The organism is Aliiroseovarius sp. S2029 (assembly GCF_023195575.1).
GTDB lineage: Bacteria > Pseudomonadota > Alphaproteobacteria > Rhodobacterales > Rhodobacteraceae > Aliiroseovarius > Aliiroseovarius zhejiangensis.
In genome coordinates this window covers 62,930-86,573 of sequence record NZ_JALPQE010000002.1, presented here as the reverse complement: position 1 = coordinate 86,573, position 23,644 = coordinate 62,930, and the positions used below count along the sequence as shown (strand labels likewise).

The following is a 23,644-nucleotide window of genomic DNA, read 5'->3' as shown; positions in this document are numbered from 1 at the left end:
ATGGCGCTTTCCCCCCTCAATCAACGCCGCTGGCGCAATTTCCGCCGAAATGGCCGTGCCTTCTGGTCGCTGATCCTGTTCTGCATCCTGTTTGGCCTGTCGCTGCTGGCCGAGTTTCTTGCCAACGACAAACCCATCCTCGTCAGCTATCAGGGCGAACTTTATGCGCCGATTTTCAAGTTCTACCCCGAAACGACCTTTGGCGGCGATTTCCGGACCGAGGCGAACTACGACGATATCGAGGTGCAATGCCTGATCAAATCTGGCGGGCTGGAAGATTGCTGGGACGACCCCGAGGACGTGATCGCGCAGGCAGAGACAGGCGTGGTGAACGGGACCGAGATCGACAAGGGTTGGCTGATCTGGCCTCCCATTCCCTACAGCTATACGACCATCGTGGACACGGGCGGCGCGGTGCCATCGCCCCCCACCAGTCAGAACATCCTGGGCACAGATGACACGTCGCGCGATGTGGCGGCGCGGGTGATCTATGGTTTCCGGCTGTCGGTGTTTTTCACCATCATTGTTACGGTCCTGACCTCGATCATCGGCATCGCGGCGGGCGCGGTTCAGGGGTATTTTGGCGGCTGGGTGGATCTTGTCTTTCAGCGTATTCTAGAAATCTGGAGCTCGACGCCATCGCTTTACGTGATCATCATCCTGTTCGCGATCCTGGGGCGAAGTTTCTGGCTGCTGGTCTTTGTGACCGTGCTGTTCGGCTGGCCCGCTTTGGTGGGCGTCGTCCGCGCCGAGTTCCTGCGCGCGCGCAACTTCGAATATGTCCGCGCCGCGCGCGCCCTTGGCGTGGCAAACCGCGTCATCATGTTTCGCCACGTGCTGCCCAATGCCATGGTGGCCACGCTGACCATGCTGCCCTTCATCATCACCGGCACGATCTCGACCCTGGCCACACTGGATTTTCTGGGGTTCGGCCTGCCCTCGTCCGCCCCGTCTCTGGGCGAGTTGACACGCCAAGCCAAGGCCAATCTGCAAGCACCTTGGCTGGGCTTCACCGCATTCCTGACCTTCTCAATCCTGCTGTCGCTGCTTGTCTTCATCTTCGAAGGCGTGCGCGACGCGTTTGACCCGCGAAAGACCTTTCAATGAGCGTTCTGAACGTCAAAGACCTGCATGTCGGCTTCCGTCAGGACGGAGAGCTTCACCCCGCCGTGCGTGGTGTCAGCTTCCAGGTGAACAAAGGCGAAACCGTCGCCATCGTGGGCGAAAGCGGCTCGGGCAAATCCGTCACCGCCCTGTCGACCGTGTCGCTTCTGCCCGACAGCGCGCAGATCAGCGGGTCGATCACCTATGACGGGCGCGAGATGATCGGCGCCTCGCCCGCGACCCTGCGTGACGTGCGCGGCAACGATATCAGCTTCATTTTTCAGGAACCGATGACATCGTTGAACCCGCTGCACACAATCGAAAAGCAGTTGACCGAGTCGATTGAACTGCATCAGGGGTTGAAAGGCGACGCGGTGCGCGCGCGGATTCTGGAACTCTTGAACAAGGTCGGCATTCGTGACGCGGAAACGCGGCTGGCGCATTATCCGCATCAATTGTCAGGTGGGCAGCGCCAGCGGGTGATGATCGCGATGGCGCTGGCCAACGGGCCGGAGCTTCTGATCGCGGACGAACCGACCACCGCGCTGGACGTGACCATTCAGGCGCAGATCCTCGATCTTCTGGCGGACCTCAAGGAAAGCGAGGGGATGGGCCTTCTGTTCATCACCCACGACCTTGGCATCGTGCGCAAGATCGCGGATCGGGTTTGCGTGATGAAGGATGGCGTGATTGTCGAAGAAGGGCCGACGGCAGACTTGTTCGCCAACCCGCAACATGACTACACCCGCACCCTGATCAACGCCGAGGCACAGGGCCGCCCCGACCCCGTCCCCGAAAATGCACCCGAGATTGCGACGACAAAAGACCTGCGCATCTGGTTTCCGATCCAGCGCGGGCTTCTGCGCCGCACGGTGGGGCATGTGAAGGCGGTGAACGCCGCCAGCTTCTCGGTCCGCGCGGGGGAAACCGTGGGGATCGTGGGCGAAAGCGGGTCGGGCAAGACGACGCTGGCCTTAGCGGTGATGCGGCTGATCAGCTCGGACGGGCCAGTGGTGTTTCTGGGCGAGGACATTCAGGGCCGCAAGTCACGCCAGTTGCAACCCCTGCGCCGTGATATGCAGATTGTGTTCCAAGACCCCTATGGCTCACTTTCCCCACGCATGACGGCGGAAGAAATCATCGCCGAAGGGCTGTCGGTTCACGGGCTGGAGCCGGGCCGCGACCGGCGCGCGATGGTGTCCGAAATCATGCGCGAAGTCGGGTTGGACCCCGCCACGATGGACCGCTATCCGCACGAGTTCTCTGGCGGTCAGCGGCAGCGGATCGCCATTGCACGCGCCATGATTCTGCGACCCAAACTTCTGGTTCTGGACGAGCCGACCTCGGCGCTGGACATGACCGTGCAGGTGCAGATCGTGGACTTGCTGCGCGAGTTGCAGAAGAAGCACGGGCTGGCCTATCTGTTCATCTCGCACGACCTGCGCGTGGTGCGTGCGCTGTCGCACAAGGTTCTGGTGATGCGTGCGGGCGACGTCGTGGAAAGCGGTCCGGCGGACCAGATCTTTGACAATCCACAAACCGATTACACTCGCGCCCTTATGGCGGCGGCCTTCGACATCAAGGCCGTAGAAGGCGTTTCAGAGTAACGAAGGCGCCAGTTCAGGACGGCCCAAGCACCTTGCAGCGCGTGTTGCGGGCGTTCAGGCGACGGCAAGCCAGATCGGCCTGTGCTTCGGTCATTCCGACGAAATTCGCGTGCCAGCCGTTCGAGCGGCGCACAACCTTGCGCAGCGCCTCGTCCAGCGTGTCGATCTCTTTCAACGCGGTTTTCAACAGCGTCCGTTCCGCCTGATAGCGTGACCCAAGCACCCCGACATTGATCGCCCAGTGACGCCCGCCCGAGGTCGACATGCGCGTCACCACTTCGGGTTCGGCGGGTGTTTCGGCCTGCGGCTGAAGCGAAGTCAGCACGATGGCTTCGGGGCGCGCTGGCGGGGTGGGTACGGTCACGGGGGCTGCAACGGCAACCGGCGCTGCACTTGCCGGTGCGGCGGTCCCGGTGAAAAGTGGCTGCGCCTTGGGCATTGCGGGCCGCGCCGGCGCGGCCGAAGCGACGACTTCGGCCAAAGGCTCTTCAGCCTCGATAGCAGTTTCGGTCACCGGAGGCGCAGCGGGTGCGGGTGCGGCTTCGGCCACCACGACCGGTTCGGGCTCGGCAATGGCCGTCACGACCGCATCCTTGATGCTTTCGGTCAGCGCCGCAAGCTGCGCCTGCGCCGCCGGATCCTGAGTGACAGGGCGCGGGGTCGGGCGCGGGCTGACCTTGACCGCCGTGATCAGGCGGATGGTCTTGCCGGCGCCGCCGGGTTTGTCCAGATCCGTGTCCACGGCGGCATAGACCGGAAGCGCGGGCTTGCGCACTGGGGCCCGGCTGGGCGCGCGGCGGAAGCCAAGGTCCATCAGTTCGGCCACCTTGGCATTGCGCGTCGCGGTCGATCGACCCCCGAACACGGTTGTGATGATCCGCTCGGACCCGCGTTCGGCCGAGGCGACAAGGTTGAACCCGGCTGCGCGGGTGTATCCGGTCTTGATCCCGTCCGCCCCCTTATAGCTGCTCAGGAAACGGCGATTCGTGTTCGACACCGCCCGCATCCCCGCATCCGTGGTGATGCGCGAAAACAGGTTGTAGTATTGCGGGTGGTCATAAAACAGGTGCCGGCCCAGCGTGGTCATGTCACGCGCGGTTGACAGGTGCCCGTTTTCGGTCAGACCATGGGCGTTCTTGAAATGCGTCCGCGTCATGCCCAGCGCCTTTGCGGTCCGGTTCATGCGCCGGGCAAAGGCTGCTTCTGAGCCGGAAATCGCGATGCCGATGGCGGTGGCGGCGTCATTTGCGGACTTCACGGCCGCGGCCCGGATCAGGTATCGGAACTTGATCTTCTGGCCCTTGCGCAGACCCAGTTTTGACGGCGGCTCGGCGGCGGCCTTGCCGGTGATCGTCACCACTGTATCAGGTGAAATCTCGCCGCGCTTGATGGCCTCGAACGCGATGTAAAGCGTCATCATCTTGGTCAGGGATGCCGGGTGAAGCTGCGTGTCGGCGTTGCGCGAATGAAGCACCTCGCCGGTGCGGGCATCAATCACCATCGCCGCATAGGGCGCGGCATGCGCCTGTTTCGGCACAACCTGAACGGTACAGAGAATTACTGCAAGAACCAGCCCAAAACGGGCCCACTGCCACGGACGTAAATGCACGTCGTCCACCTTTTCTGCCTCAATCGCCTGGATCTTTGCGTCCGGCTGATTTGTTTTTTCAGCGTAACACGAAGATTGCGCGCGAGAAAACACCTTATTTTCAATGCGCTAATTCGTGGCCTGTGGGACACGGGCGGCATATGTGGTGGCGGCGCGTGATCCTGGGCCTATATCTTGGTTCCTACCCGTCCTTTTCGGGTCGAGACTTGGGTAAATTTTTTTGTGAAAACCAGTCTCGGACCCCGGCCCGTTTTGCCGTTTGAAACCAAGTGTTGAGACTTTGCGATCCATTTTGTATGTGGCTTACCCAAGACACCGCGCCTTGCCCCTTTTCTTTGGCGGCAGCGACAATATATTCTGAGTGCATAGCGGCCCAATCACATCAATCGGAGCAACGCCCACATGGCCAAACAGCCCTTCATCATGTCACAAGGCGACGGTGCCGATGACGGAGATGCAGGCCTTGCGGTGGTCACGAAGCCGAAGACCAGACGGCCACCGATGTACAAGGTTTTGATTCTGAACGACGACTTCACCCCGATGGAATTCGTTGTCATGGTGCTTGAACGCTTTTTCGGAATGAACCACGCACAGGCGTTTGAACTTATGCTGACCGTGCACAAGAAGGGGCTGGCGGTGGTCGGTGTCTTCTCGCACGAAGTGGCCGAAACCAAGGTCACGCAGGTGATGCATCTGGCGCGTGAACACCAGCACCCGCTGCAATGCACCATGGAAAAGGAGTAGCCGCGCCAGCGGCCCCCGCCATGCTTCACACTCGACTGTCCCTTGCCCTGCGCGATGGCGCCTTATCATTTCCGCAGCACGGGCGTCTGTTGGTGATCGGTCCCGGCCCGCAGCATGATCTGTCCGCGCTGCCCAAGGATCGCGTGACCGTCTATTGCCGGCTCTTCCCCGATCATGCCCGCTGGACGGCACGCGGGTTTGACACCGTGTCCGCCCTGCCCGATCACGGATATGCCGCCGCATTGGTTTGTGCCCCACGGTCCAAATCGCAGGCACAGGCGTGGGTGGCTGCTGCCACGACGGCGACCGGAGGCGGGCTGGTGTTGCTGGACGGACAAAAGACCGACGGCATTGACAGCCTGCTGAAAGCGATCAGGAAAAAAGCAAACCTGCTTGGCACGCTGTCCAAGGCGCATGGCAAGCTGATCTGGTTTGATACCGCCGATGTATCCGAGTGGAGTGCGGCCGACACGCGGCTTGAAGACGGTTTCATCACTCGCCCCGGCGTCTTTTCCGCCGACGGTATCGACAAGGGATCGGCTGTTCTGGCCGCCGCCATGCCTGATGATATCACCGGTCGGGTGGCCGATCTGGGCGCAGGGTGGGGATATCTGTCACACCACATTCTGTTGCGACCCGGTGTCACCGCGCTGGACCTGATCGAAGCCGACCTAGTCGCTCTGGACTGCGCCCGGCTGAACGTGGACGACCCCCGTGCCCAATTCATCTGGTCGGATGCGACACAGTATCGCCCGGCACAGCCCTATGACGTTGTGATCTCGAACCCGCCGTTTCACACCGGGCGCGCGGGCGATCCCGAGCTTGGGCGCGCTTTCATTCGCGCCGCCGCTGCGATGCTGACCCCGTCAGGGCGGTTCGTGATGGTCGCCAACCGCCATTTGCCATACGAGGACACGTTGGCAGAACAATTCGGCACCGTCGAAGACTTGGGCGGCACGCCCGGGTTCAAGCTGCTCAGCGGCATAAAGCCCCGTCGCACACGGCGCTAGGATCAGCTAGGCTCACCGGGAATCAGGAGGCACGCATGTCCTTTTCCATCGCTGGCAAGACCGCCATCATCACTGGTGCCGCCAATGGTGTCGGCCTGTCCATCGCCCGCCATTTCGTCGACAACGGTGCCAATGTCATTTGCGCCGATATGGACGAGGCGCGACTGCTGGATGAATGGGGTCCGAATCCCGACAGTGACGCCGACGAACCGTCCAACACGCGCATCTTCGCAGGCGACCTGCGCGAAAAGCTGACCATCGCGAACCTGCTGTCGGCCACGATCGATGCATTCGAACGGGTCGATATATTGGTGAATGCCTCGCGGCAGGTGATGCTGACCGATCCGTTGGATGCCGACAACAAGGCGGTGCAGATCCTGTTGGATCAGAACCTGATGACCAGCCTGCGGCTCAGCCAGTTGGTCGCGAAACGGATGATCCAACAGGGCGAAGACCTTGACGACGACGATCAAAGCACACCGCTGGGTGCCATTGTGAATCTGTCCTCGATCGCGGCCAGCCGCACCCAGCCGGGGCTGATGGCTTATTCGATTGCCAGCGCCGCGCTGGATCAGATGACCCGTTCGCTTGCTGTCGCGCTGGCCTCCAATCGCATACGCGTAAACGCGGTCGCCTTCGGTTCCGTGATGAGCGCCAGCCTGCGCGACACGATCCGCGAGGCCGGTGAAACCCGCGAGGATATTCTGGAAGGCACGCCGCTGGGCCGGATTGCATCCGCCAAGGAAGTGGCCGAGGCCGTTCAGTTCCTGTCATCGGAAGGCGCCGGGTTCATGACCGGGCACATTCTGACCGTCGATGGCGGGCGCAGTTTGCTGGACGCGGTGGGCAACCCGGCCCACTGATCCTGGCCTACGTGGCACAGGCGGCCAGAGCCGCCTTGCGCGCCGTCAACCGGTCCAGCTCTTTTCGCATGGCCTGATGATCCTGATAGCTCGGAAGGGTTGATTTTGGCCTGGGCGTCGGCAGGCAGACCGCGACCAGCGGCACCACCCCTGTGCACAGCTTCAGCGGGTTGGCGACCCGAACGACCGTGTTGCTGGTGCGATACCCGCGCGCTGTCTGTTTTTCCAAGATGGCAATCTTCTGGTCGATCCGCTCGTATTCCCTTGCCGCGTTGGCGGAGCACCCCTTTTGCGCTGCCTTCACTGGCGGCGGTGCTTCGGTCGCGCGCGGTTTTGTTGACTGACACGCTGCGACGATCAACAGGGTGGCGGCAGCAATGGTCAACGGGCGCATGGTTCCTCCGGGCTTGCGGCAGGGGGCGGGATGGTGCCAATCATACAAAAAACGCGCCTTTGCGGCAGGGGGAAATCCTGATAGCCCCTCCCCAAAAGGACGACCACCACAGCGAAAGGCCCGTGACATGACCGACACAATGGCAGATCCGAAATCCCGCGCGAGCACATGGTTTCGCGATCTGCGCGACCAGATCGTTGCCGCCTTTGAAGGGCTTGAGGATACGCAAACCACCGGCCCCTTCGCCACCCAACCCGCCGGACGGTTCGAGGTCAGCGAAACGACCCGCCGTTCTGATGACGGCACGGATGCCGGTGGCGGGCTGATGAGCGTGATGCGCGGCGGTCGCGTCTTTGAAAAGGTTGGCGTCAACATCTCGACGGTGCACGGTACCCTGGGAAAATCTGCACAAAACGCCATGGCCGCCCGCGGTGTGCCGGGGATCGGGGATGATCCGCGTTTCTGGGCCTCGGGCATCAGCCTTGTGGCGCATATGCAAAACCCGCACACGCCGGCGGTGCACATGAACACCCGCATGTTCTGGACACCAAACGCCTGGTGGTTCGGCGGCGGTGCCGACCTGAACCCCTGCATCGAGTATGCCGAAGACACGGCGCATTTCCACAGCCAGCTTGACGCCGCCTGCCAGCGCCATGACCTGAGCTATTATGACAAGTTCAAGGCTTGGGCTGACGAATACTTTTTCGTGCCACACCGGGGACGGGCACGCGGGGTGGGTGGCATTTTCTATGACGACCTGAACACTGGCGACTGGGAAGCCGATTTCGCCTTCACCCAGGATGTGGGCCGCGCCTTTCTGCCCGCCTTCGTGCCGGTCACCGAAAAACGCTGCGACACGCCCTGGACGGACGAGGACAAGGACAAGCAATTGATCCACCGCGGGCTCTATGCGGAATACAACCTTGTCTATGACCGCGGCACCAAGTTCGGCCTGGCCACCGGGCATGACGCCAATGCGGTCCTGATGAGCCTTCCGCCGATGGCCAAATGGGTCTGACCTGCAACCGCCGCGCATCACTTGCCTTGTCGTGGAGTTAAGGGCAACCTGTTGGGAACGAAACGAAAGGTGCGCGCGTGACCTCATTCAAGCTTGATGATTTCCTGCCCTATCAGTTGGCGGTGCTGTCCAGTCGTGTCAGCGACGGCTTTTCGCGGCATTACCGGAACGCCTATGGCATTTCGGTGTCGGAATGGCGTGTCGTGGCGCATCTGAGCCAGGCAGACAGCGTCAGCGTGCGGGAGATTCATCAGCGCGTCGACATGGACAAGCCCAAGGTCAGCCGCGCCGCCTCGCGACTTGAAGCGGCAGGTTATGTCACCAAAACGGTCAATCCGCAGGACCGTCGCCTTGTCGAACTGAGCCTGACGCCCAAGGGGCGCGAGATGATCGAGGCTCTGACGCCCATCGCCCACCGCTACGAAGAACACCTGTCCCAACTTCTGGGTGCCGAAGACGCGCAGTTTCGCAGCCGGGTGTCACAGCTTATCGCCGCGCTCGGCCCTGAAATCCGGAACGAGGACTGACCCGTCACCATTCTGACGGAGCGTTCAGGGCGACAAGCCCCCCGGAACGTGCAATTCTTTCCCCCGAACCAAACAAACGGGGGATTCTCATGTCCGATATCGTAATTCTTGGCGGCGCGCGCACCGCCATCGGCACGTTTGGCGGCAGTCTGGCCGCCGTCCCGCCCAGCACCCTGGGCGCGCATGTCACGCGCGAAGCGATGGTGCGGGCAGGCGTTGAACCCGGCCAGATCGGCCATGTGGTCTTTGGTCATGTCATCAACACAGAACCGCGCGATATGTATCTGTCACGGGTCGCGATGATCGAAGCCGGTATTCCCGATACGACCCCCGCGATGAACGTGAACCGCCTGTGCGGGTCCGGGCTTCAGGCTGTGGTGTCTGTTGCGCAATCGCTGATGCTGGGGGACGCCGATTACGGTGTGGCCGGTGGTGCAGAAAGCATGAGCCGCGCGCCCTATATCCTGCCGCAGGCCCGATGGGGCCAGAAAATGGGCGACACCGGCGCGCAGGACATGATGCTGGGCGCGCTGAACTGCCCCTTCGGCACCGGGCATATGGGCGTGACAGCCGAAAATGTCGCCGCCGTGAACGGAGTCAGCCGTGAAGATCAGGATGCCTTTGCGCTGGAAAGCCAGAACCGCGCCGCCGCCGCCATCGAAGCCGGGCATTTCGACAGCCAGATCGTGCCCGTCGGGGTCAAGCATCGCCGCGAGACGGTCGAGTTTGCCCGCGACGAACATCCCAAACCCACCACCGCCGAGGCGCTGGCAGGTCTGCGCACCGTGTTCCAGAAAGATGGCACCGTCACGGCTGGCAACGCCTCGGGCATCAATGACGGCGCGGCGGCGCTGGTGCTGGCGCGCGCCGACGCGGCAGAAAGCGTGGGGTTGAAACCCATGGCGCGCATCATCGGCTATGGCCATGCCGGCGTGCGACCCGAGGTGATGGGCATCGGCCCCGTGCCTGCGGTTGAAAACCTGCTGGCGAAAACCGGACTGAGTGTCGCCGATTTCGACGTGATTGAATCAAACGAAGCCTTCGCCGCCCAGGCCATTGCGGTGAACAAGGGCTTGGGTCTGGACCCGGCCCGCGTGAACCCCAATGGCGGCGCGATTGCTCTTGGACACCCGGTGGGCGCGACCGGCGCGATCATCACGATCAAAGCGCTGTATGAGCTGGAACGGATCGGCGGTTCAAAAGCCCTGATCACCATGTGCATCGGCGGCGGTCAGGGAATCGCGCTGGCGATTGAACGGATCTAACAAGCCCCGCGAAACAGAAAGGCCCGGTCGATGTGCCGGGCCTGTTCTTACTTCCAGTCGAAAAAATCGTCACCGACGCGGGACAGAAGCTCGCGCGCCAATGCCCGCCCCATCTCGGGCCCATCCGCAATGGGGCCAGAGACCTGCCCGGCTTCCGATTGTGACCCATCGGTACGCAGAATCTCTCCGCGCAGGGTCAGCGTGCCGCCGTCCAGTGTCGCAAGGGCCGCGATGGGCGTTTCACACGACCCGTCAAGTGCCGCAAGAAAGGCGCGTTCGGCCGCCAGACGCTGCCCGGTCGGGGTGTCGTGGATCGCATCCAGCATCTCTTTTGCGCGCATGTCGTCGGCGCGCCGTTCGATCCCGATGGCGCCCTGCGCGACGGCGTTCAACATATCCTCGGTCGGGATGGGGGTCTTGGGCACGTCGTCCATGCCCAGCCGGTTCAAGCCCGCCATGGCAAGGAATGTGGCTTCGGCCACGCCATCATGCAGCTTCTTCAAACGGGTCTGAACGTTGCCCCGAAACTCGACCACTTCAAGGTCGGGGCGGCGGTTCAGAAGTTGCGATTTGCGCCGCAGCGACGAGGTGCCGACCACCGCGCCCATGGGCAGTTCTGCAATCGAAGAGTATTTGACCGACACGAACGCGTCGCGTGTATCTTCTCGCGGCAAGTTGCAGTCCAGCACAAGCCCGTCAGGCTGTGCAGTCGGCATGTCCTTCATTGAATGCACCGCGATGTCGATGCGACCGTCCAGCATCGCCTCTTCAATTTCCTTGGTGAACAGGCCCTTGTTGCCGATTTCCTTCAACGCGCGGTCGGCGGCGATCATCGCGCGGTCGTCGCCCGTGGTGTGGATGACCACCACCTCGAACGCCGCTTCGGGCAGATCGAAGGCCGCCATCAGGCGGCGGCGCGTTTCGTGCGCCTGCGCCAGCGCCAGCGGGCTGCCACGGGTGCCGATTTTCAAGGGGGCGTCGGGGGTCGGATATGCATGTGTCATGTCACTCGTTTACGATGGAAGATCGGGGCTGTCCATGCCTGCGGCACCCCGCGCGCTTGACATCCTGTCGCGTGTGAGGGACGACGCTTGAAACGCCGACAGGAAAGGCCCGCCATCATGACCCAGCAAAAGACAATCCTACGCGCACTTGCGGGCGAAACGCTGCCCACCCCTCCGATCTGGATGATGCGGCAGGCGGGGCGCTACCTGCCAGAATATCGCGCCACGCGGGCCGAGGCCGGCGATTTTCTGAAGCTGTGCTATAACCCCGAACTGGCCGCCGAAGTGACGTTGCAGCCCATCCGCCGTTATGGGTTTGATGCGGCGATCCTGTTTGCTGACATTCTGCTTGTGCCGCAGGCATTGGGGGCTGATCTGTGGTTCGTCACCGGGGAAGGCCCGCGTCTGTCGACGATCACAAGCCAGTCAGACTTTGACAAGCTGTCGGGCAAGGATGACATTCACGAAACGCTGAACCCGATCTATGAAACGGTCCGTATCCTGCGCCGCGAACTGCCGGACGAGACCACGCTGATCGGATTTGCAGGGATGCCGTGGACCGTCGCGACCTATATGATCGCGGGACAGGGCACCAAGGATCAGGGACCGGCCCATGCGTTGAAGGCCGAGAACCGGCCGCTATTCGAGGCCGTGATGGATCGCCTGACCGAGGCGACCATCGAATACCTGTCCAAACAGATCGAGGCCGGCGCCGAGGTGGTCAAGCTGTTCGACAGTTGGGCCGGGTCGCTGAACGGCGAGGATTTCCAGAAATACGCGGTGGAACCGGCCCGTGTGATTACGCAAGCCTTGAAAAAGCGCCATCCCGGCATCCCGGTGATCGGGTTCCCACGTGAGGCAGGCGACGGTTACATCGGTTTTGCCAAGGCTACCGGGGTCGATTGCGTGGCACTGGACAATTCGGTCAGTCCCAACTGGGCCGCCAAGCATGTGCAGGTTGATGGCTGTGTGCAGGGCAATCTGGCCTCCAGTCACATGGTGACGGGCGGTCAGGCGCTGGTGGACGAGACACGCAAGGTTGTCGAGGCGTTTAAGAGCGGCCCGCATATCTTCAACCTGGGTCACGGGATCACACCGGATGCGGACCCCGACAATGTGCAGTTGATGATCGACACGGTGCGGGGCGGCTGACGCCGATGGGGGCGTTGCCCCCGTGAGAAAGCCTTGCGGCTTTCCCCCTCCCCCAGGATATTTTGGGCCAGAAGAAACCGGCGCGCTTGTCAAGTTGGGCAGGCCCGTGTCTTCTGCGCGGGTTGTTGAAAGGAGCCGGGAATGCGGGTGGGGATTGCCACGCTGATCATCGCATATGTGTTGAGCCAGTTTTATCGCGCCTTCCTGGCGGTGATGACGCCTGCGTTGAAGGCTGACTTGGGCGCAACGCCGGAGGATTTGGCGCAAGCATCCGGGGCGTGGTTTCTGGTGTTTGCGCTGATGCAGATCCCGGTGGGTTGGGGGTTGGACAATATCGGGCCACGCAAGGTCGCCGCGGCGCTTTTGGCGCTTGGCGGGGCGGGCGGGGCAGCGGTGTTTGCCATGGCCTCGACCCCGGATCACGTTCTTTATGCGATGGTGCTGATTGGCATCGGCTGTTCGCCGGTCTTGATGGCCAGCTATTTCATCTTTGCGCGCATGTATTCGCCTGTGGTGTTCGGCACGCTGGCGGGTATGGTGATTGGCATCGGCTCGCTTGGCAACTTGGCGGGGGCGTTGCCGCTGGCGCTGGCGGTCGAGCAATTCGGCTGGCGGGCGTGTCTTTGGGTGCTGTCGGTGGTGACGCTGGTGGTGGCAGCCCTGATCATCTTGGCGGTGGACAATCCCCCCCGGCTGGAAGGCCAGGCCGGTGCGCCCAAAGGGTCGGTTCTGGACCTTCTTAAAATCCCCGCATTATGGGCGATCTTTCCCATCATGTTTGCGAACTACGCCGCTGCGGCAGGGCTGCGCGGCAGTTGGGCCGGCCCTTATCTGCGCGATGTCTATGGGTTGGACACCACTGGCATTGGCTGGGCCACGATGGCGATTGCGCTGGCGATGGTGATTGGCAGCTTTGCCTATGGCCCGATGGACCGGATCTTTGGCACCCGCAAATGGGTGGTGTTTTCCGGCAACCTTCTGGCGACCGGACTGGTGTTTCTGCTTTGGGCAGCCCCTGATGCGGGCGTCTGGCAGGTGTCGCTGACGATGGCCGCGATCGGGTTGCTGGGGGCGAGCTATCCCTTGATCATGGCGCACGCGCGCAGTTTCTTCCCGCCGCATTTGATCGGGCGAGGCGTCACATTGATGAATATGTTCGGGATCGGCGGGGTCGGGTTGTTTCAATACGCTTCGGCCAGCGTGTTTCGCACCGCGCAAGGGTCGAATGTGGCGGTCACGGCCCCGTATCAGGCCGTGTTCCTGTTTTTCGCGATACCGGGATTGGTCGGCTGCCTGCTGTATTTGCTGAGCACAGACCGCACGGATTAGGCGCTTTTGCGGCGACGGCGGCGTCTGGCCGGGGCTGCATCTGCACGCGGTTTCGGCGCAGCCGCCCCGCCTGCGCGCGGCTTGCGCCCTGCTCCACCACGACGACCACCGCCGCCGCCCTGATTGCGGGTGGGACGCTTTTCTTCCGCAGGACGGGTGCCGCCAAGGATCGGGATCTCGATCTTCATGACTTTTTCAATGTCGCGCAGAAGGCCAAGCTCCACCCCCGAGACGAAGGAAATCGCATCGCCGTCAGCGCCTGCCCGTGCCGTGCGGCCGATACGGTGCACGTAGTTGTCTGCCACTTCCGGCAGGTCGAAATTATAGACGTGGCTGACACCCGGAATATCGATGCCGCGCGCGGCCACATCGGTCGCGACCAGCACACGGGCTTCGCCCGACCGGAAAGCGGCAAGGGCGCGGTCCCGTTGGCCTTGGCTCTTGTTGCCATGGATGGAAACCGCCTTGAACCCTTCGGCCACCAGTTGCTTCATCAGCTTTTCGGCCCCGTGCTTGGTGCGTGAAAACACCAATGACAGTGCATCTTTGTCATGCCCGAGAAGATCAATCAGCAGCGCAATTTTCTCGTTCCGGCCGGGAGCATAGTAAAGCCCCTGCGTCACCTTGTCGGCGGCCTTGCCCGGAGGGGAGACCTGCACCTTGGCCGGGTTGGTCAGATAGGCGCGAGACAACTCCTCCATCTGCTTCGGCATGGTGGCCGAAAACAGCATGGTCTGGCGCGGTGTGCCCAGTTCGGGGGCGATTCGGCGCAGCGCATGGATGAACCCCATGTCGAGCATCTGATCCGCCTCGTCCAGCACAAGGAAGGTCGCGGTATCAAGGCGGATGGCCCTGCGGTCCAACAGGTCAATCAGACGGCCCGGCGTGGCAACAAGAATGTCGATGCCCGGCGCCAGCATGCTGATCTGCTTGTTGATCGACATGCCACCAACCACGGTACGCACTTTCAGATGCGTGCCCTGCACATAGGCGCGCAGGTTTTCGGCGATCTGGTTCACCAGCTCACGGGTCGGCGCTAGGATCAGCGCCTTCACCGATTTCGGCTGACGTTTGTCATGGTTGCGCAAAAGTTGGTGGATCAGGGGCAGGCCAAAGGCGGCCGTCTTGCCCGTGCCGGTCTGGGCCAGACCCATCACGTCGCGGCCTTCCAGCACCAGCGGGATGGCTTTGATCTGGATCGGGGTCGGCGTTTCATATCCGGCTTCGGTCACGGTCGTGACCAGCTTCGGGTCAAGCCCGAGCTCTGCAAATTGTGTCATAGTCGTCTTTCTGGCATGCACATCGGCACGCCGCTGTCACACGGGTGGGGCTTTATGCCCATCGCATCGGTTGCGGCCAATACTCGCGCCGGGCCGATTGCCCTATGCGCCGAATGGCCGTCAGAACCCCGCGTGATTTGGGAACTTGTTGAAAAGGGCGTGTTGCCCGACCTCTGTCTGCCTCGTGTATTTGGGCGGGTCGCTCACGCGTCGACCGGACAGGTTGCGCCCGTATCACAGCGAAAAGCACACAAGTCAACGACAAAACATGGCAGATCGCGCGTATGACGCTTTCGCAGGCGCGGCAATTGCGCTATGGACGCCCTCGGTCTGACCAGATTCACAAGGGGTCTGGCGAGACTGAGAGACATATAGGAGGCCGTGATGGGCTATAAAATCGCTGTCGTTGGCGCCACGGGGAACGTGGGCCGCGAGATGCTGAACATTCTGGCAGAACGCCAGTTTCCTGTGGACGAGATTGTCGCGCTTGCGTCGCGCCGTTCCCTCGGCACCGAGGTCAGCTTTGGCGATACCACCCTGACCACCAAGGATCTGGATGCGTTTGACTTTACCGGTTGGGACATGGCGCTGTTCGCCGTCGGGTCCGAGGCTACCAAGCAATACGCGCCCAAAGCGGCCGCGGCTGGCTGTGTCGTGATCGACAACTCGTCGCTTTATCGATACGACGCGGATATTCCGCTGATCGTGCCCGAGGTGAACCCGCAGGCAATCCACGATTACGCAAAGAAGAACATCATCGCCAACCCCAACTGTTCAACCGCGCAAATGGTTGTGGCGTTGAAGCCTTTGCATGACCGCGCGAAAATCAAGCGCGTCGTGGTGTCGACCTATCAGTCGGTGTCGGGCTCGGGCAAAGACGCGATTGATGAGCTGTGGAATCAGACCAAAGGCATGTATGTGCCGGGTCAGGAAGTCGACCCGAAGGTCTATACCAAGCAGATCGCCTTCAACGTCATTCCGCATATCGACGTGTTCATGGACAGTGGCGACACGAAAGAAGAGTGGAAGATGATCGCCGAGACGAAAAAGATCGTCGATCCGTCGATCAAGGTCACGGCAACCTGCGTGCGCGTGCCGGTGTTCGTGGGTCACTCGGAATCGGTGAACATCGAGACCGAAGAGTTTCTGGACGAGGACGAAGCCCGCGACATTCTGCGTCAAGCCCCCGGCATTCTGGTCGTCGACAAGCGCGAGGATGGCGGATACGTCACCCCGGTGGAATGTGTGGGTGATTTCGCCACCTTCATCAGTCGGATCCGTCAGGACGTAACTGTCGACAACGGCCTGAACTTCTGGTGCGTGTCCGACAACCTGCGCAAGGGGGCGGCCCTGAACGCGGTTCAGATCGCGGAGTTGCTGGGTCGTGAGGTTCTGAAAAAGGGCTGATCCCGTATCACCCGAATGCAAAGCCCCCGCATTGCCGGGGGCTTTGTCGTTTACCGGGGCAGTCAGCCCGAAAGCGCGGCCAGCCAGCTGTCCACCTCGGCACCCAGGGCGGTCCAGTCCGTATATTCGTGGTCGAAGCTCAGATCCTTGTCGGGATCCTTCTGCGCAATGACCCGCCGCATGACAAAGCGTTGAAACATATCGTATTTCGATGGTTTATACGCCCCGGCCACATGCACCAGCCGGTCGGGGGACCAGCCGGTCGCCGCCTGAAACACTTCGGTGGTCCGGTCCAGTCCGCCCCAGTCTTCGGCGTCATGACCCGCCGCGGCCAGCGACACGGACAGAAACAACGTTGGCTGTTTCGACAACCGCTTTGCCGACCGGTGCGCGAATTCGGTAAATTCCGACTGGTAATTACCCAGATGGATCGAAGCGGCCAGAATGACCCCATCAAATCGCGCCAGCTTGATGCCCTCCAGGTCCGACAGTGGTGCAAGTTCTACGGTATGGCCCTGATCAAAGATGCGATCCGCGACCCATCGGGCGATCTTTCTGGTTTGGCCTTCCGTGGTTGCATAAGCGATCAGGATTTTCATAGCGCCCTCCGTATTCCAGCATCAGCACAAGGCAGGTGGCATCTGTCAACATGAGACATTGGCACCTATCTGCCCGTTTTGCACAAGCAAGCCATGCAAAATGTTGCCGCGCCATGATGCGCGTCAAATCCCGGTCCATTTCGCAAGAGGTCGGACGCTAACCGCCTTCGACCAGCGCCTTCAAATTCGCCAAACCCGTTTCGTAATCCGCACCGATCCAACCATCGAACATCAGCCCCATCCAGCGGGCGATGGGGTTCATGCCCAGATCGGTTTCAAACCCCCAGGTCACCAATGTACCACCGTCCGCCGGGGCAAGATCGAAATAGGCATTGGCAAGCCCCTGCGGCCCGAAATCCAGCGCGGTGTCCACCCGTTCGTTTGGCGTGCTGGCGATGATCACCTGAATGCCGGTGCCCACACTTGGGTCGTCCGACGTCCAGCGCAATGTGTTGCCGACACCTGCCTCGGGCCCTTCATAGGTCATGACCACATCAGGGTCACGCGCCAGCCAGGGCGACCACGCTTCGGTCGCCTGCATCGAATTCACATATGGAAAGATCTCTTCGGTCGGAGCGGCAATCAGCGTGGATCGGCTGACAGACACGTTGGATGGCAAAAGGAAAGCAATGGCGATCATGGCAACCACCACGATCGCAAACCCTTTCAGCAAGCCAAAAATCAATTTCATGCAAAAACCCTTCGTTCAATGAACGCAGGATAGCACAAATCAGAACCAAACGCGATTTCAGCCGCGCGATGGCGCAAAAGCCCAACGGAACCGATCAGACAGGCCGGAATGCTTTGCTCTTTGCGTCGTAATATTCCAATCCACCTTCGCCGATGTCGTTCCAGACGCCGTGCAGGGTCAGCTTGTCCTGATCTACCGCTTCCTGAACGAAGGGAAAGGTCAACAGATTTTCAAGCGAGACCTTCACCGCCTCTTTCTCAAGCGTGGCGCTGTCGATATCGGCGTCATTGCCGCCAAGGCGCTCATATCCCGGTTTCAAGAGGTCGATCCAGCGCCCGACAAACGAGGTTTTTTCAGCCAGCTCTGGCGCGCGACCGAGGCAGCGTTCGTGAAACCCTTTCACGCCGCCGCAACTGGAATGGCCCAGCACGATCAGATGCGCAACCTTCAGGGCGGTCACCGCATATTCGATCGCTGCCGAGGTGCCGTGATAATCGCCATCCGGTGCGAAGGGGGGAACAAGGTTTGCAATGTTGCGGTGGATGAAGAACTCGCCCTGATCCGCACCGAAAATCGAGGTGACATGCACACGCGAATCGCAACAGGAAATCACCATGGCTCGCGGATGCTGGCCCAATTCGGCCAAACGCCGATACCACGATTGATTGTCCGCATATCCGGTGGCTTTCCAGCCCTGATAGCGATGCACCAGATAAGATGGCAGCGGTTGCGCTCGTTCCATGGAATCCTCCTGTTCAGCTTCCTTCGTATGTAGGTCGCAATCGCATGAAATTCGAGGAAATTTTGCCGTATCGATATACGATTTCTTGAGGTCGTTACGTCACGATCACCACGAGAGGGAAAATATCTAGGGGTGAACAGGTGACTGTCGTTGTTAAGTTGAGCCACAGGGAAACCGTGCGGCTGGATCGCGCACAGCTGGAACGCATGTATGTCCAATGGGGGCCGGTGCGCGCCGATAAAGAGGTCAATCAGGCGCTGGAGGATCTGGCGATCGGAATGGCCGAGGTTCAGAAATCTCACCGTCAGCGGCGGACCGGCGATCTGCGCGAGCAGGTGCGAAACCTGATCGCGATTGCCAACAAGATCGGCATGACCAGCCTGGGGCGGGTAGCCCGAGATGTGCTGGATTTGTCTGACGGCACCGACGAACCGGCCTTCCACGCGACCGTCGCGCGGCTGGGGCGGATTGGTGAACGCAGCCTGATCGCGGTGTGGGATATTCAGGATATGTCGATCTGAACAGGTGGAAGGCGGGCTTCGGCGAAACCTGGCCGGCCCGCGCCTTTGCCTTGCGGCGCGGCGCTGTGGCGTTAAGTTGTGATCGACTCACTATAACCGAGGCCAAGATGACCCTGACATTCGCCACCGAAACCCCAGACGCCATCCCGCTGATAGTCATCGAAAAAGGGGATGACACTGTGTTGGATTCCCTGCCGGAGCCAGCACGTGCCTGGGCGCGCGCCAATGATTTTCAAGGCACGCTTGGCGAGGTTCTGGTTGTCCCGGACGAAGGCGGAGTGCCTGCGTTGGCTTTGGTCGGCAATGGCGACGATACCGCCCGCGCGCGCAACCGCTTTGGCATGGCGGCGGCGCGCGCGAAGCTGCCCAAGGGCACCTATCGCCTGCAACACGCGCTGGAGCCGCCCGCATTGGAAGAAGCGGCGCTTGGCTGGTTGCTGGAAGGGTATCGGTTCGACCGCTACGCCGATCAGAAGCGTCCTGAAGCGATGATCGTCGCGCCTGACGGCATTGATGCGGGGCGTCTTGAGGTCATTGCGGCAGGCGAAGCCCTGACCCGCGACCTGATCAACACCCCGACCGAGGATATGGGGCCGGATCAACTGGAACAGGCGATTGCCAAGCTGGTCGAAGATCACGGTGCCAAAAGCTCGGTTACCAAAGGCGATGCGCTGCTCACGGACAACTTTCCGATGATCCACGCCGTCGGCCGCGCGGCGGACCGCGCACCCCGGCTGATCGACCTGCGTTGGGGGGATGCCGGTCCAAAACTGACGCTGGTTGGCAAGGGCGTGTGTTTTGACACCGGCGGGCTGAACCTGAAACCGGGCGCTTCGATGGGCCTGATGAAAAAGGACATGGGCGGGGCGGCCACCGTGCTTGGGCTTGCCCAGATGATCATGGCGCTTGGGGTGAAGGTGCAACTGCGGGTTCTGATCCCGGCGGTGGAAAATGCCGTGTCTGGCAATGCCTTTCGCCCCGGCGACATCCTGACCTCGCGCAAGGGGCTGACGGTCGAGGTGAACAACACAGACGCAGAAGGACGCCTTGTGCTGGCCGATGCGCTGGCTTTGGCGGACGAGGATACGCCTGACCTGATTGTCTCGATGGCCACGTTGACCGGGGCGGCGCGGGTGGCGGTCGGCCCGGACCTGTCGCCGTTCTATGCGACCACGCCCAGCGATGCTGACGCCCTGCGCAAGGGGGCGATATCCGCCGCTGATCCGGTTTGGGAACTGCCGCTATGGGCGCCCTATGAAACCATGATCGAACCGGGCATTGCCGATCTGGACAACGCGCCCAAGGGGGGCTTTGCAGGCTCGATCACGGCGGCGCTGTTCCTGAAGCGGTTTGTCACCAACACGCCGCGATATATGCATTTCGACATTTATGGCTGGAATCCCAACGCCGCTCCGGCCCGTCCGAAAGGCGGCGTCGGCATGGGTGCGCGGGCGCTGCTGGCCGCCCTGCCCGAGATGCTGGACCTGTGATGGACCCGCGCCTGACCCCCGCCAACACCCGCATCGCGCATGACGGCCTGCGCGGCAAGGTCGATGCGCCTGCCTTCACGCGCGGCACATGGCGTCGCGTCGCCACTGGCGTTGTCGACATCCTCAAATCCGCCGATGGTCCCCGCAACCGACAAGCCCTGATGGGCGAACGCGTGCTGCAACTTGAGGATCACGAGGGTTTCGCCTTTGTGCAGGCGGAAAAGGATGGCTATGTGGGCTATGTCGCCTCGGCACAGCTGACCGACGATGCGCAGGCGACACATTGGGTTTGCACACCGGGCACCCATCTTTACCCTGCCCCCGACATGAAACAACGTGAACTTGCCGCATTGTCCTTCGGCGCGCGCGTGACGGTTGTGGGCACGGTCAATCAGTATTCGGAAACCGACACCGGGTGTTTCGTGCCGACCGTTCATCTTGCCCCCGTCGGGGCGACAAAAGACGATGTGGTTGCCAATGCCGCGCTGTTTCTGGGCACGCCGTACCTGTGGGGTGGCAATTCACGCGCGGGCATCGACTGTTCAGGGCTGGTGCAGGCGGCGCTTCTGGCTGCTGGCCACGAATGCCCCGGCGACAGCGACATGCAGGAAGCCCTGGGACACGCTCTTGATGACACAGCACCGCTGGAGCGTGGCGACCTTCTGTTCTGGAAGGGGCATGTGGCGCTGGTGGTAGACCCGACGCGGATGATCCACGCCAACGCCTTTCACATGGCGGTCGCCTATGAAGGGATCAATGAAGCGATCACCCGAATCGAGGCCCAGGGCGATGGGCCTGTTGTCGCGCGCCGTCGGCTTTAAGGCCTATTCGACCGCGCGGATCAGCTTGCGTTCCAGCACACGCAGCACCGCGCGCAGGTCACTGCCGCGCTTCAAAATGCGTCCGTCCATGCCGATCACTGCGTATTGCCCCTGCCGATTGCGCAGCTTGGGGCGCTTTTCGATCCGGTACAGCGGCGTTTCCGCAGTGCGCCGAAAAACCGAAAAAACCGCAACCTCGCGCAGGAAACTCATACCGTAGTCGCGCCATTCACCGGCGGCAACCATGCGACCGTAAAGACCCATGATGGTGCCTAACTCTCTGCGATCAAAGACAACTTGATCGACGGGCTGGCCTTGCCCCGGAAAGGGCGTCAGGTTTGGCATGTTCATGACCTCAGCTTGCCGTTCAATGGCAAACAAATCAATCCCTGCCCAGATTTGGTCGCGCTTTCGTGCAGAAGTTACCACACCGCTTCCTTCTTGACGCCGCGTTACCCCGGCATTTCTGAATACGTAGAGAGAGCGTCAGCTCAGCCCGGTGTCGCAGTAACAGCCCCCACCCAGTTTGCGGCACCGGGTCTACCTTTGGGGCAGCAAACATCCGAACGCATCACCGCAACTGGCCGACCTGTGCAGTGTGTCATGCCGTCAGGTGTTGAACACTATTGACCGAACGGTCGGCTTTGTGCATCCTCTGAAAGACTGGCCGGGGGGAACACATGACGCCACAAGATCGTGCAGAACGCGCCGCCAAGCTGATGTGGGATGACGACCCCGCATCGCAGGGATTGGGTATGTCACTGGACAGCATCGCGCCGGGTCGGTCGGTGATCTCGATGCGCGTGCGCGAAGACATGGCCAATGGGCACGGGATCTGCCATGGCGGTTTTATCTTTACGCTGGCGGACAGTGCGTTCGCCTTCGCCTGCAACAGCTATAACCACCGTGTCGTCGCGCAGCACAATTCGATCACCTATCTGGCGCCCGGAAAGCTGGGTGAGCGATTGGTGGCCACAGCGACGGAAACAAGCCGCAACGGGCGCTCGGGCATCTATGACGTGACCGTCACCGGGGAAGATGGGCGCGCCGTGGCCCTGTTTCGTGGGCATTCACGCCAGATTTCCGGCACGCATTTCGACGAAACCGACTGAACCCGACTGACATGGGGCGGGCTTACCCCCGCCGGAGGAGAGACATGAAAGACCTGACGCCTCGCAAGGAAGATCTGGACCCGATCGAAATTGCATCCCGCGACGAGATTGCCGCCACCCAGCTTGAGCGCATGAAATGGTCGCTGAAACACGCCTATGACAACGTGCCGTTCTATCGCAAAAGTTTCGATGACGCGGGCGTTCACCCGGATGATCTGCACAGCCTGTCCGATCTGGCAAAGTTTCCGTTTACCGTAAAGCAGGATCTGCGCGACAATTATCCGTTCGGCCTGTTTGCCGTCCCGCGCGACCAGATCGCCCGTGTCCATGCAAGCTCGGGCACGACCGGACAGCCGACCGTGGTCGGATACACGAAGAACGATCTGAAAATGTGGTCGACCGTGGTGGCGCGCTGCATGCGCGCATCCGGCTTGCGGCGCGGGGACGTGCTGCATAACGCCTATGGCTATGGGCTGTTTACCGGCGGGCTCGGTGTGCATGGCGGGGCCGAGGAACTGGGCTTGACCGTGGTCCCCGTGTCAGGTGGCATGACCCAGCGCCAGGTGCGGTTGATCGAAGATTTCCGCGCCGATGGCATCACCGTGACGCCCTCCTATGCGCTGTCCATTCTGGATGAATACGCCAAACAGGGCCGCGACCCGCGCAAAAGCCCCCTGAAGGTCGGCATTTTCGGGGCCGAGCCATGGACCAACAACATGCGCCGTGAGATCGAAGAGGCGTTCGACATGCATGCGGTCGACATCTATGGCCTGTCCGAAGTGATCGGGCCCGGGGTCGCCAATGAATGCGTTGAAACCAAGGACGGTCTGCATATCTGGGAGGATCACTTCTATCCCGAGATCATCAACCCCGACACCGGCGAGGTGGTTGAAGATGGCGAACTGGGCGAGCTGGTCTTTACCTCGCTGACCAAGGAAGGGTTCCCGATCATCCGCTATCGCACCCGCGACCTGACCCGCCTTTTGCCCGGCACCGCCCGATCCATGCGACGAATGGAAAAGATCACCGGGCGGTCGGATGACATGATCATCCTGCGCGGCGTGAATGTGTTTCCCACCCAAATCGAGGAACAGTTGATGGATGTCCCCGCGCTGTCCCCGCATTTCCAGATCGAATTGACCCGCCCCGCCCGGATGGACGAGATGCATGTGCACGTGGAAATGGCCGAAGGCATGCCACAGGACGGTGCCGAAGCCGCCGCCCGCACCCTGTCGGCCAAGATCAAGTCGAATGTCGGCGTCAGTGCCAAGGTGCATGTGGTCCCGACCGGCAAGGTTGCGCGCAGCGAGGGGAAAGCGGTAAGGGTCGTCGACAACCGCCCGAAGGAGTGACCC

24 protein-coding genes are annotated in these 23,644 nt (G+C 61.5%); 16 read left to right on the top strand and 8 right to left on the bottom strand.

Annotated features, from left to right (window positions below; genetic code table 11):
• Positions 1–1,107, top strand: coding sequence for an ABC transporter permease (locus MUY21_RS05055; protein ID WP_248409276.1), 1,107 nt, complete (start codon positions 1–3; stop codon positions 1,105–1,107).
• The gene (locus tag MUY21_RS05050) at positions 1,104–2,711 is read left to right on the top strand and encodes an ABC transporter ATP-binding protein (protein ID WP_248409275.1); all 1,608 of its coding nucleotides are present in this window, start codon (positions 1,104–1,106) and stop codon (positions 2,709–2,711) included. Before MUY21_RS05055 ends, MUY21_RS05050 begins: the two co-directional genes overlap by 4 nt.
• A 13-nt stretch (positions 2,712–2,724) precedes the next feature.
• Here MUY21_RS05050 and MUY21_RS05045 read toward each other — a convergent pair whose 3' ends face one another.
• Entirely contained in the window at positions 2,725–4,284 is a 1,560-nt protein-coding gene (locus MUY21_RS05045) for a D-alanyl-D-alanine carboxypeptidase family protein (RefSeq protein WP_282568969.1), read from the bottom strand.
• 459 nt (positions 4,285–4,743) lie between these two features.
• Here MUY21_RS05045 and clpS point away from each other — a divergent pair, with 459 nt between their 5' ends.
• The 3 genes from clpS to MUY21_RS05030 are packed head-to-tail and all read left to right on the top strand — an operon-like array spanning position 4,744 to position 6,937.
• Positions 4,744–5,064, top strand: coding sequence for an ATP-dependent Clp protease adapter ClpS (gene clpS / locus MUY21_RS05040; protein WP_191286329.1), 321 nt, complete (start codon positions 4,744–4,746; stop codon positions 5,062–5,064).
• 20 nt (positions 5,065–5,084) lie between these two features.
• Positions 5,085–6,074, top strand: a complete 990-nt coding sequence (locus MUY21_RS05035; protein ID WP_248409274.1) for a methyltransferase — start codon at positions 5,085–5,087, stop codon at positions 6,072–6,074.
• A gap of 35 nt (positions 6,075–6,109) precedes the next feature.
• Entirely contained in the window at positions 6,110–6,937 is an 828-nt protein-coding gene (locus MUY21_RS05030) for an SDR family oxidoreductase (protein WP_248409273.1), read from the top strand.
• Between the two features lie 7 nt (positions 6,938–6,944).
• Here MUY21_RS05030 and MUY21_RS05025 read toward each other — a convergent pair whose 3' ends face one another.
• Positions 6,945–7,331, bottom strand: a complete 387-nt coding sequence (locus MUY21_RS05025; RefSeq protein WP_248409272.1) for a hypothetical protein — start codon at positions 7,329–7,331, stop codon at positions 6,945–6,947.
• 127 nt (positions 7,332–7,458) lie between these two features.
• On the opposite strand from MUY21_RS05025, the gene hemF reads away from it, so the two are divergent.
• The 3 genes from hemF (at position 7,459) to MUY21_RS05010 (ending at position 10,141) form a co-directional block, all read left to right on the top strand.
• A complete protein-coding gene (hemF, locus tag MUY21_RS05020) occupies positions 7,459–8,349 on the top strand; it encodes an oxygen-dependent coproporphyrinogen oxidase (RefSeq protein WP_248409271.1) in 891 nt (296 codons plus the stop codon).
• Between the two features lie 77 nt (positions 8,350–8,426).
• Positions 8,427–8,876, top strand: a complete 450-nt coding sequence (locus tag MUY21_RS05015; protein ID WP_248409270.1) for a MarR family transcriptional regulator — start codon at positions 8,427–8,429, stop codon at positions 8,874–8,876.
• An 89-nt stretch (positions 8,877–8,965) separates the two neighbouring features.
• Positions 8,966–10,141 carry an acetyl-CoA C-acyltransferase family protein gene (locus tag MUY21_RS05010; protein ID WP_248409269.1) on the top strand — a complete coding sequence of 392 codons (1,176 nt, stop codon included), beginning with the start codon at positions 8,966–8,968 and terminating at the stop codon, positions 10,139–10,141.
• A gap of 47 nt (positions 10,142–10,188) precedes the next feature.
• On the opposite strand, the gene hemC is transcribed toward MUY21_RS05010, so the two are convergent.
• The gene (gene hemC, locus MUY21_RS05005; RefSeq protein ID WP_248409268.1) at positions 10,189–11,145 is read right to left on the bottom strand and encodes a hydroxymethylbilane synthase; all 957 of its coding nucleotides are present in this window, start codon (positions 11,143–11,145) and stop codon (positions 10,189–10,191) included.
• 117 nt (positions 11,146–11,262) lie between these two features.
• Here hemC and hemE point away from each other — a divergent pair, with 117 nt between their 5' ends.
• Together hemE and MUY21_RS04995 are read left to right on the top strand one after the other, a co-directional pair.
• Positions 11,263–12,297, top strand: a complete 1,035-nt coding sequence (gene hemE, locus MUY21_RS05000; RefSeq protein WP_248409267.1) for a uroporphyrinogen decarboxylase — start codon at positions 11,263–11,265, stop codon at positions 12,295–12,297.
• A gap of 141 nt (positions 12,298–12,438) precedes the next feature.
• A complete protein-coding gene (locus MUY21_RS04995) occupies positions 12,439–13,626 on the top strand; it encodes an MFS transporter (protein ID WP_248409266.1) in 1,188 nt (395 codons plus the stop codon).
• Here the strand turns inward: MUY21_RS04995 and MUY21_RS04990 are convergent.
• Entirely contained in the window at positions 13,623–14,906 is a 1,284-nt protein-coding gene (locus MUY21_RS04990; protein ID WP_248409265.1) for a DEAD/DEAH box helicase, read from the bottom strand. The two genes, MUY21_RS04995 and MUY21_RS04990, sit on opposite strands and share 4 nt — an antisense overlap.
• Before the next feature lie 384 nt (positions 14,907–15,290).
• Here MUY21_RS04990 and MUY21_RS04985 point away from each other — a divergent pair, with 384 nt between their 5' ends.
• Complete coding sequence (locus MUY21_RS04985) at positions 15,291–16,313, top strand: aspartate-semialdehyde dehydrogenase (protein WP_191285979.1); 1,023 nt, start codon at positions 15,291–15,293, stop codon at positions 16,311–16,313.
• A 62-nt stretch (positions 16,314–16,375) separates the two neighbouring features.
• Here the strand turns inward: MUY21_RS04985 and MUY21_RS04980 are convergent, their stop codons facing one another.
• From MUY21_RS04980 to MUY21_RS04970, 3 genes are all read right to left on the bottom strand, one after another.
• Positions 16,376–16,912 (bottom strand): flavodoxin domain-containing protein, encoded by a 537-nt coding sequence (locus MUY21_RS04980; RefSeq protein WP_248409264.1) that lies wholly within the window; start codon positions 16,910–16,912, stop codon positions 16,376–16,378.
• 157 nt (positions 16,913–17,069) lie between these two features.
• Positions 17,070–17,603 (bottom strand): SRPBCC family protein, encoded by a 534-nt coding sequence (locus MUY21_RS04975; protein WP_248409263.1) that lies wholly within the window; start codon positions 17,601–17,603, stop codon positions 17,070–17,072.
• A gap of 94 nt (positions 17,604–17,697) precedes the next feature.
• Positions 17,698–18,345 (bottom strand): carbonic anhydrase, encoded by a 648-nt coding sequence (locus MUY21_RS04970; RefSeq protein WP_191285976.1) that lies wholly within the window; start codon positions 18,343–18,345, stop codon positions 17,698–17,700.
• Positions 18,346–18,485: 140 nt separating this feature from the next.
• Between MUY21_RS04970 and MUY21_RS04965 the strand changes: the two genes are divergently transcribed.
• The 3 genes from MUY21_RS04965 to MUY21_RS04955 all read left to right on the top strand — a co-directional run bounded on the left by MUY21_RS04965 (position 18,486) and on the right by MUY21_RS04955 (position 21,177).
• Complete coding sequence (locus tag MUY21_RS04965) at positions 18,486–18,866, top strand: hypothetical protein (RefSeq protein WP_248409262.1); 381 nt, start codon at positions 18,486–18,488, stop codon at positions 18,864–18,866.
• 107 nt (positions 18,867–18,973) lie between these two features.
• Positions 18,974–20,356, top strand: a complete 1,383-nt coding sequence (locus MUY21_RS04960; RefSeq protein WP_248409261.1) for a leucyl aminopeptidase family protein — start codon at positions 18,974–18,976, stop codon at positions 20,354–20,356.
• The gene (locus tag MUY21_RS04955; RefSeq protein ID WP_248409260.1) at positions 20,356–21,177 is read left to right on the top strand and encodes a C40 family peptidase; all 822 of its coding nucleotides are present in this window, start codon (positions 20,356–20,358) and stop codon (positions 21,175–21,177) included. The genes MUY21_RS04960 and MUY21_RS04955 overlap by 1 nt, the downstream gene beginning before the upstream one ends.
• A 3-nt stretch (positions 21,178–21,180) precedes the next feature.
• Here MUY21_RS04955 and MUY21_RS04950 read toward each other — a convergent pair whose 3' ends face one another.
• Positions 21,181–21,522: a DUF2794 domain-containing protein gene (locus MUY21_RS04950; RefSeq protein WP_191285972.1), complete on the bottom strand. Its 342-nt coding sequence runs from the start codon at positions 21,520–21,522 to the stop codon at positions 21,181–21,183.
• Between the two features lie 335 nt (positions 21,523–21,857).
• Here MUY21_RS04950 and paaI point away from each other — a divergent pair, with 335 nt between their 5' ends.
• Positions 21,858–22,289 (top strand): hydroxyphenylacetyl-CoA thioesterase PaaI, encoded by a 432-nt coding sequence (paaI, locus tag MUY21_RS04945; RefSeq protein WP_248409259.1) that lies wholly within the window; start codon positions 21,858–21,860, stop codon positions 22,287–22,289.
• Between the two features lie 44 nt (positions 22,290–22,333).
• Positions 22,334–23,641: a phenylacetate--CoA ligase PaaK gene (paaK, locus tag MUY21_RS04940; RefSeq protein WP_248409258.1), complete on the top strand. Its 1,308-nt coding sequence runs from the start codon at positions 22,334–22,336 to the stop codon at positions 23,639–23,641.
• The last annotated feature ends 3 nt before the right edge of the window (positions 23,642–23,644 follow it).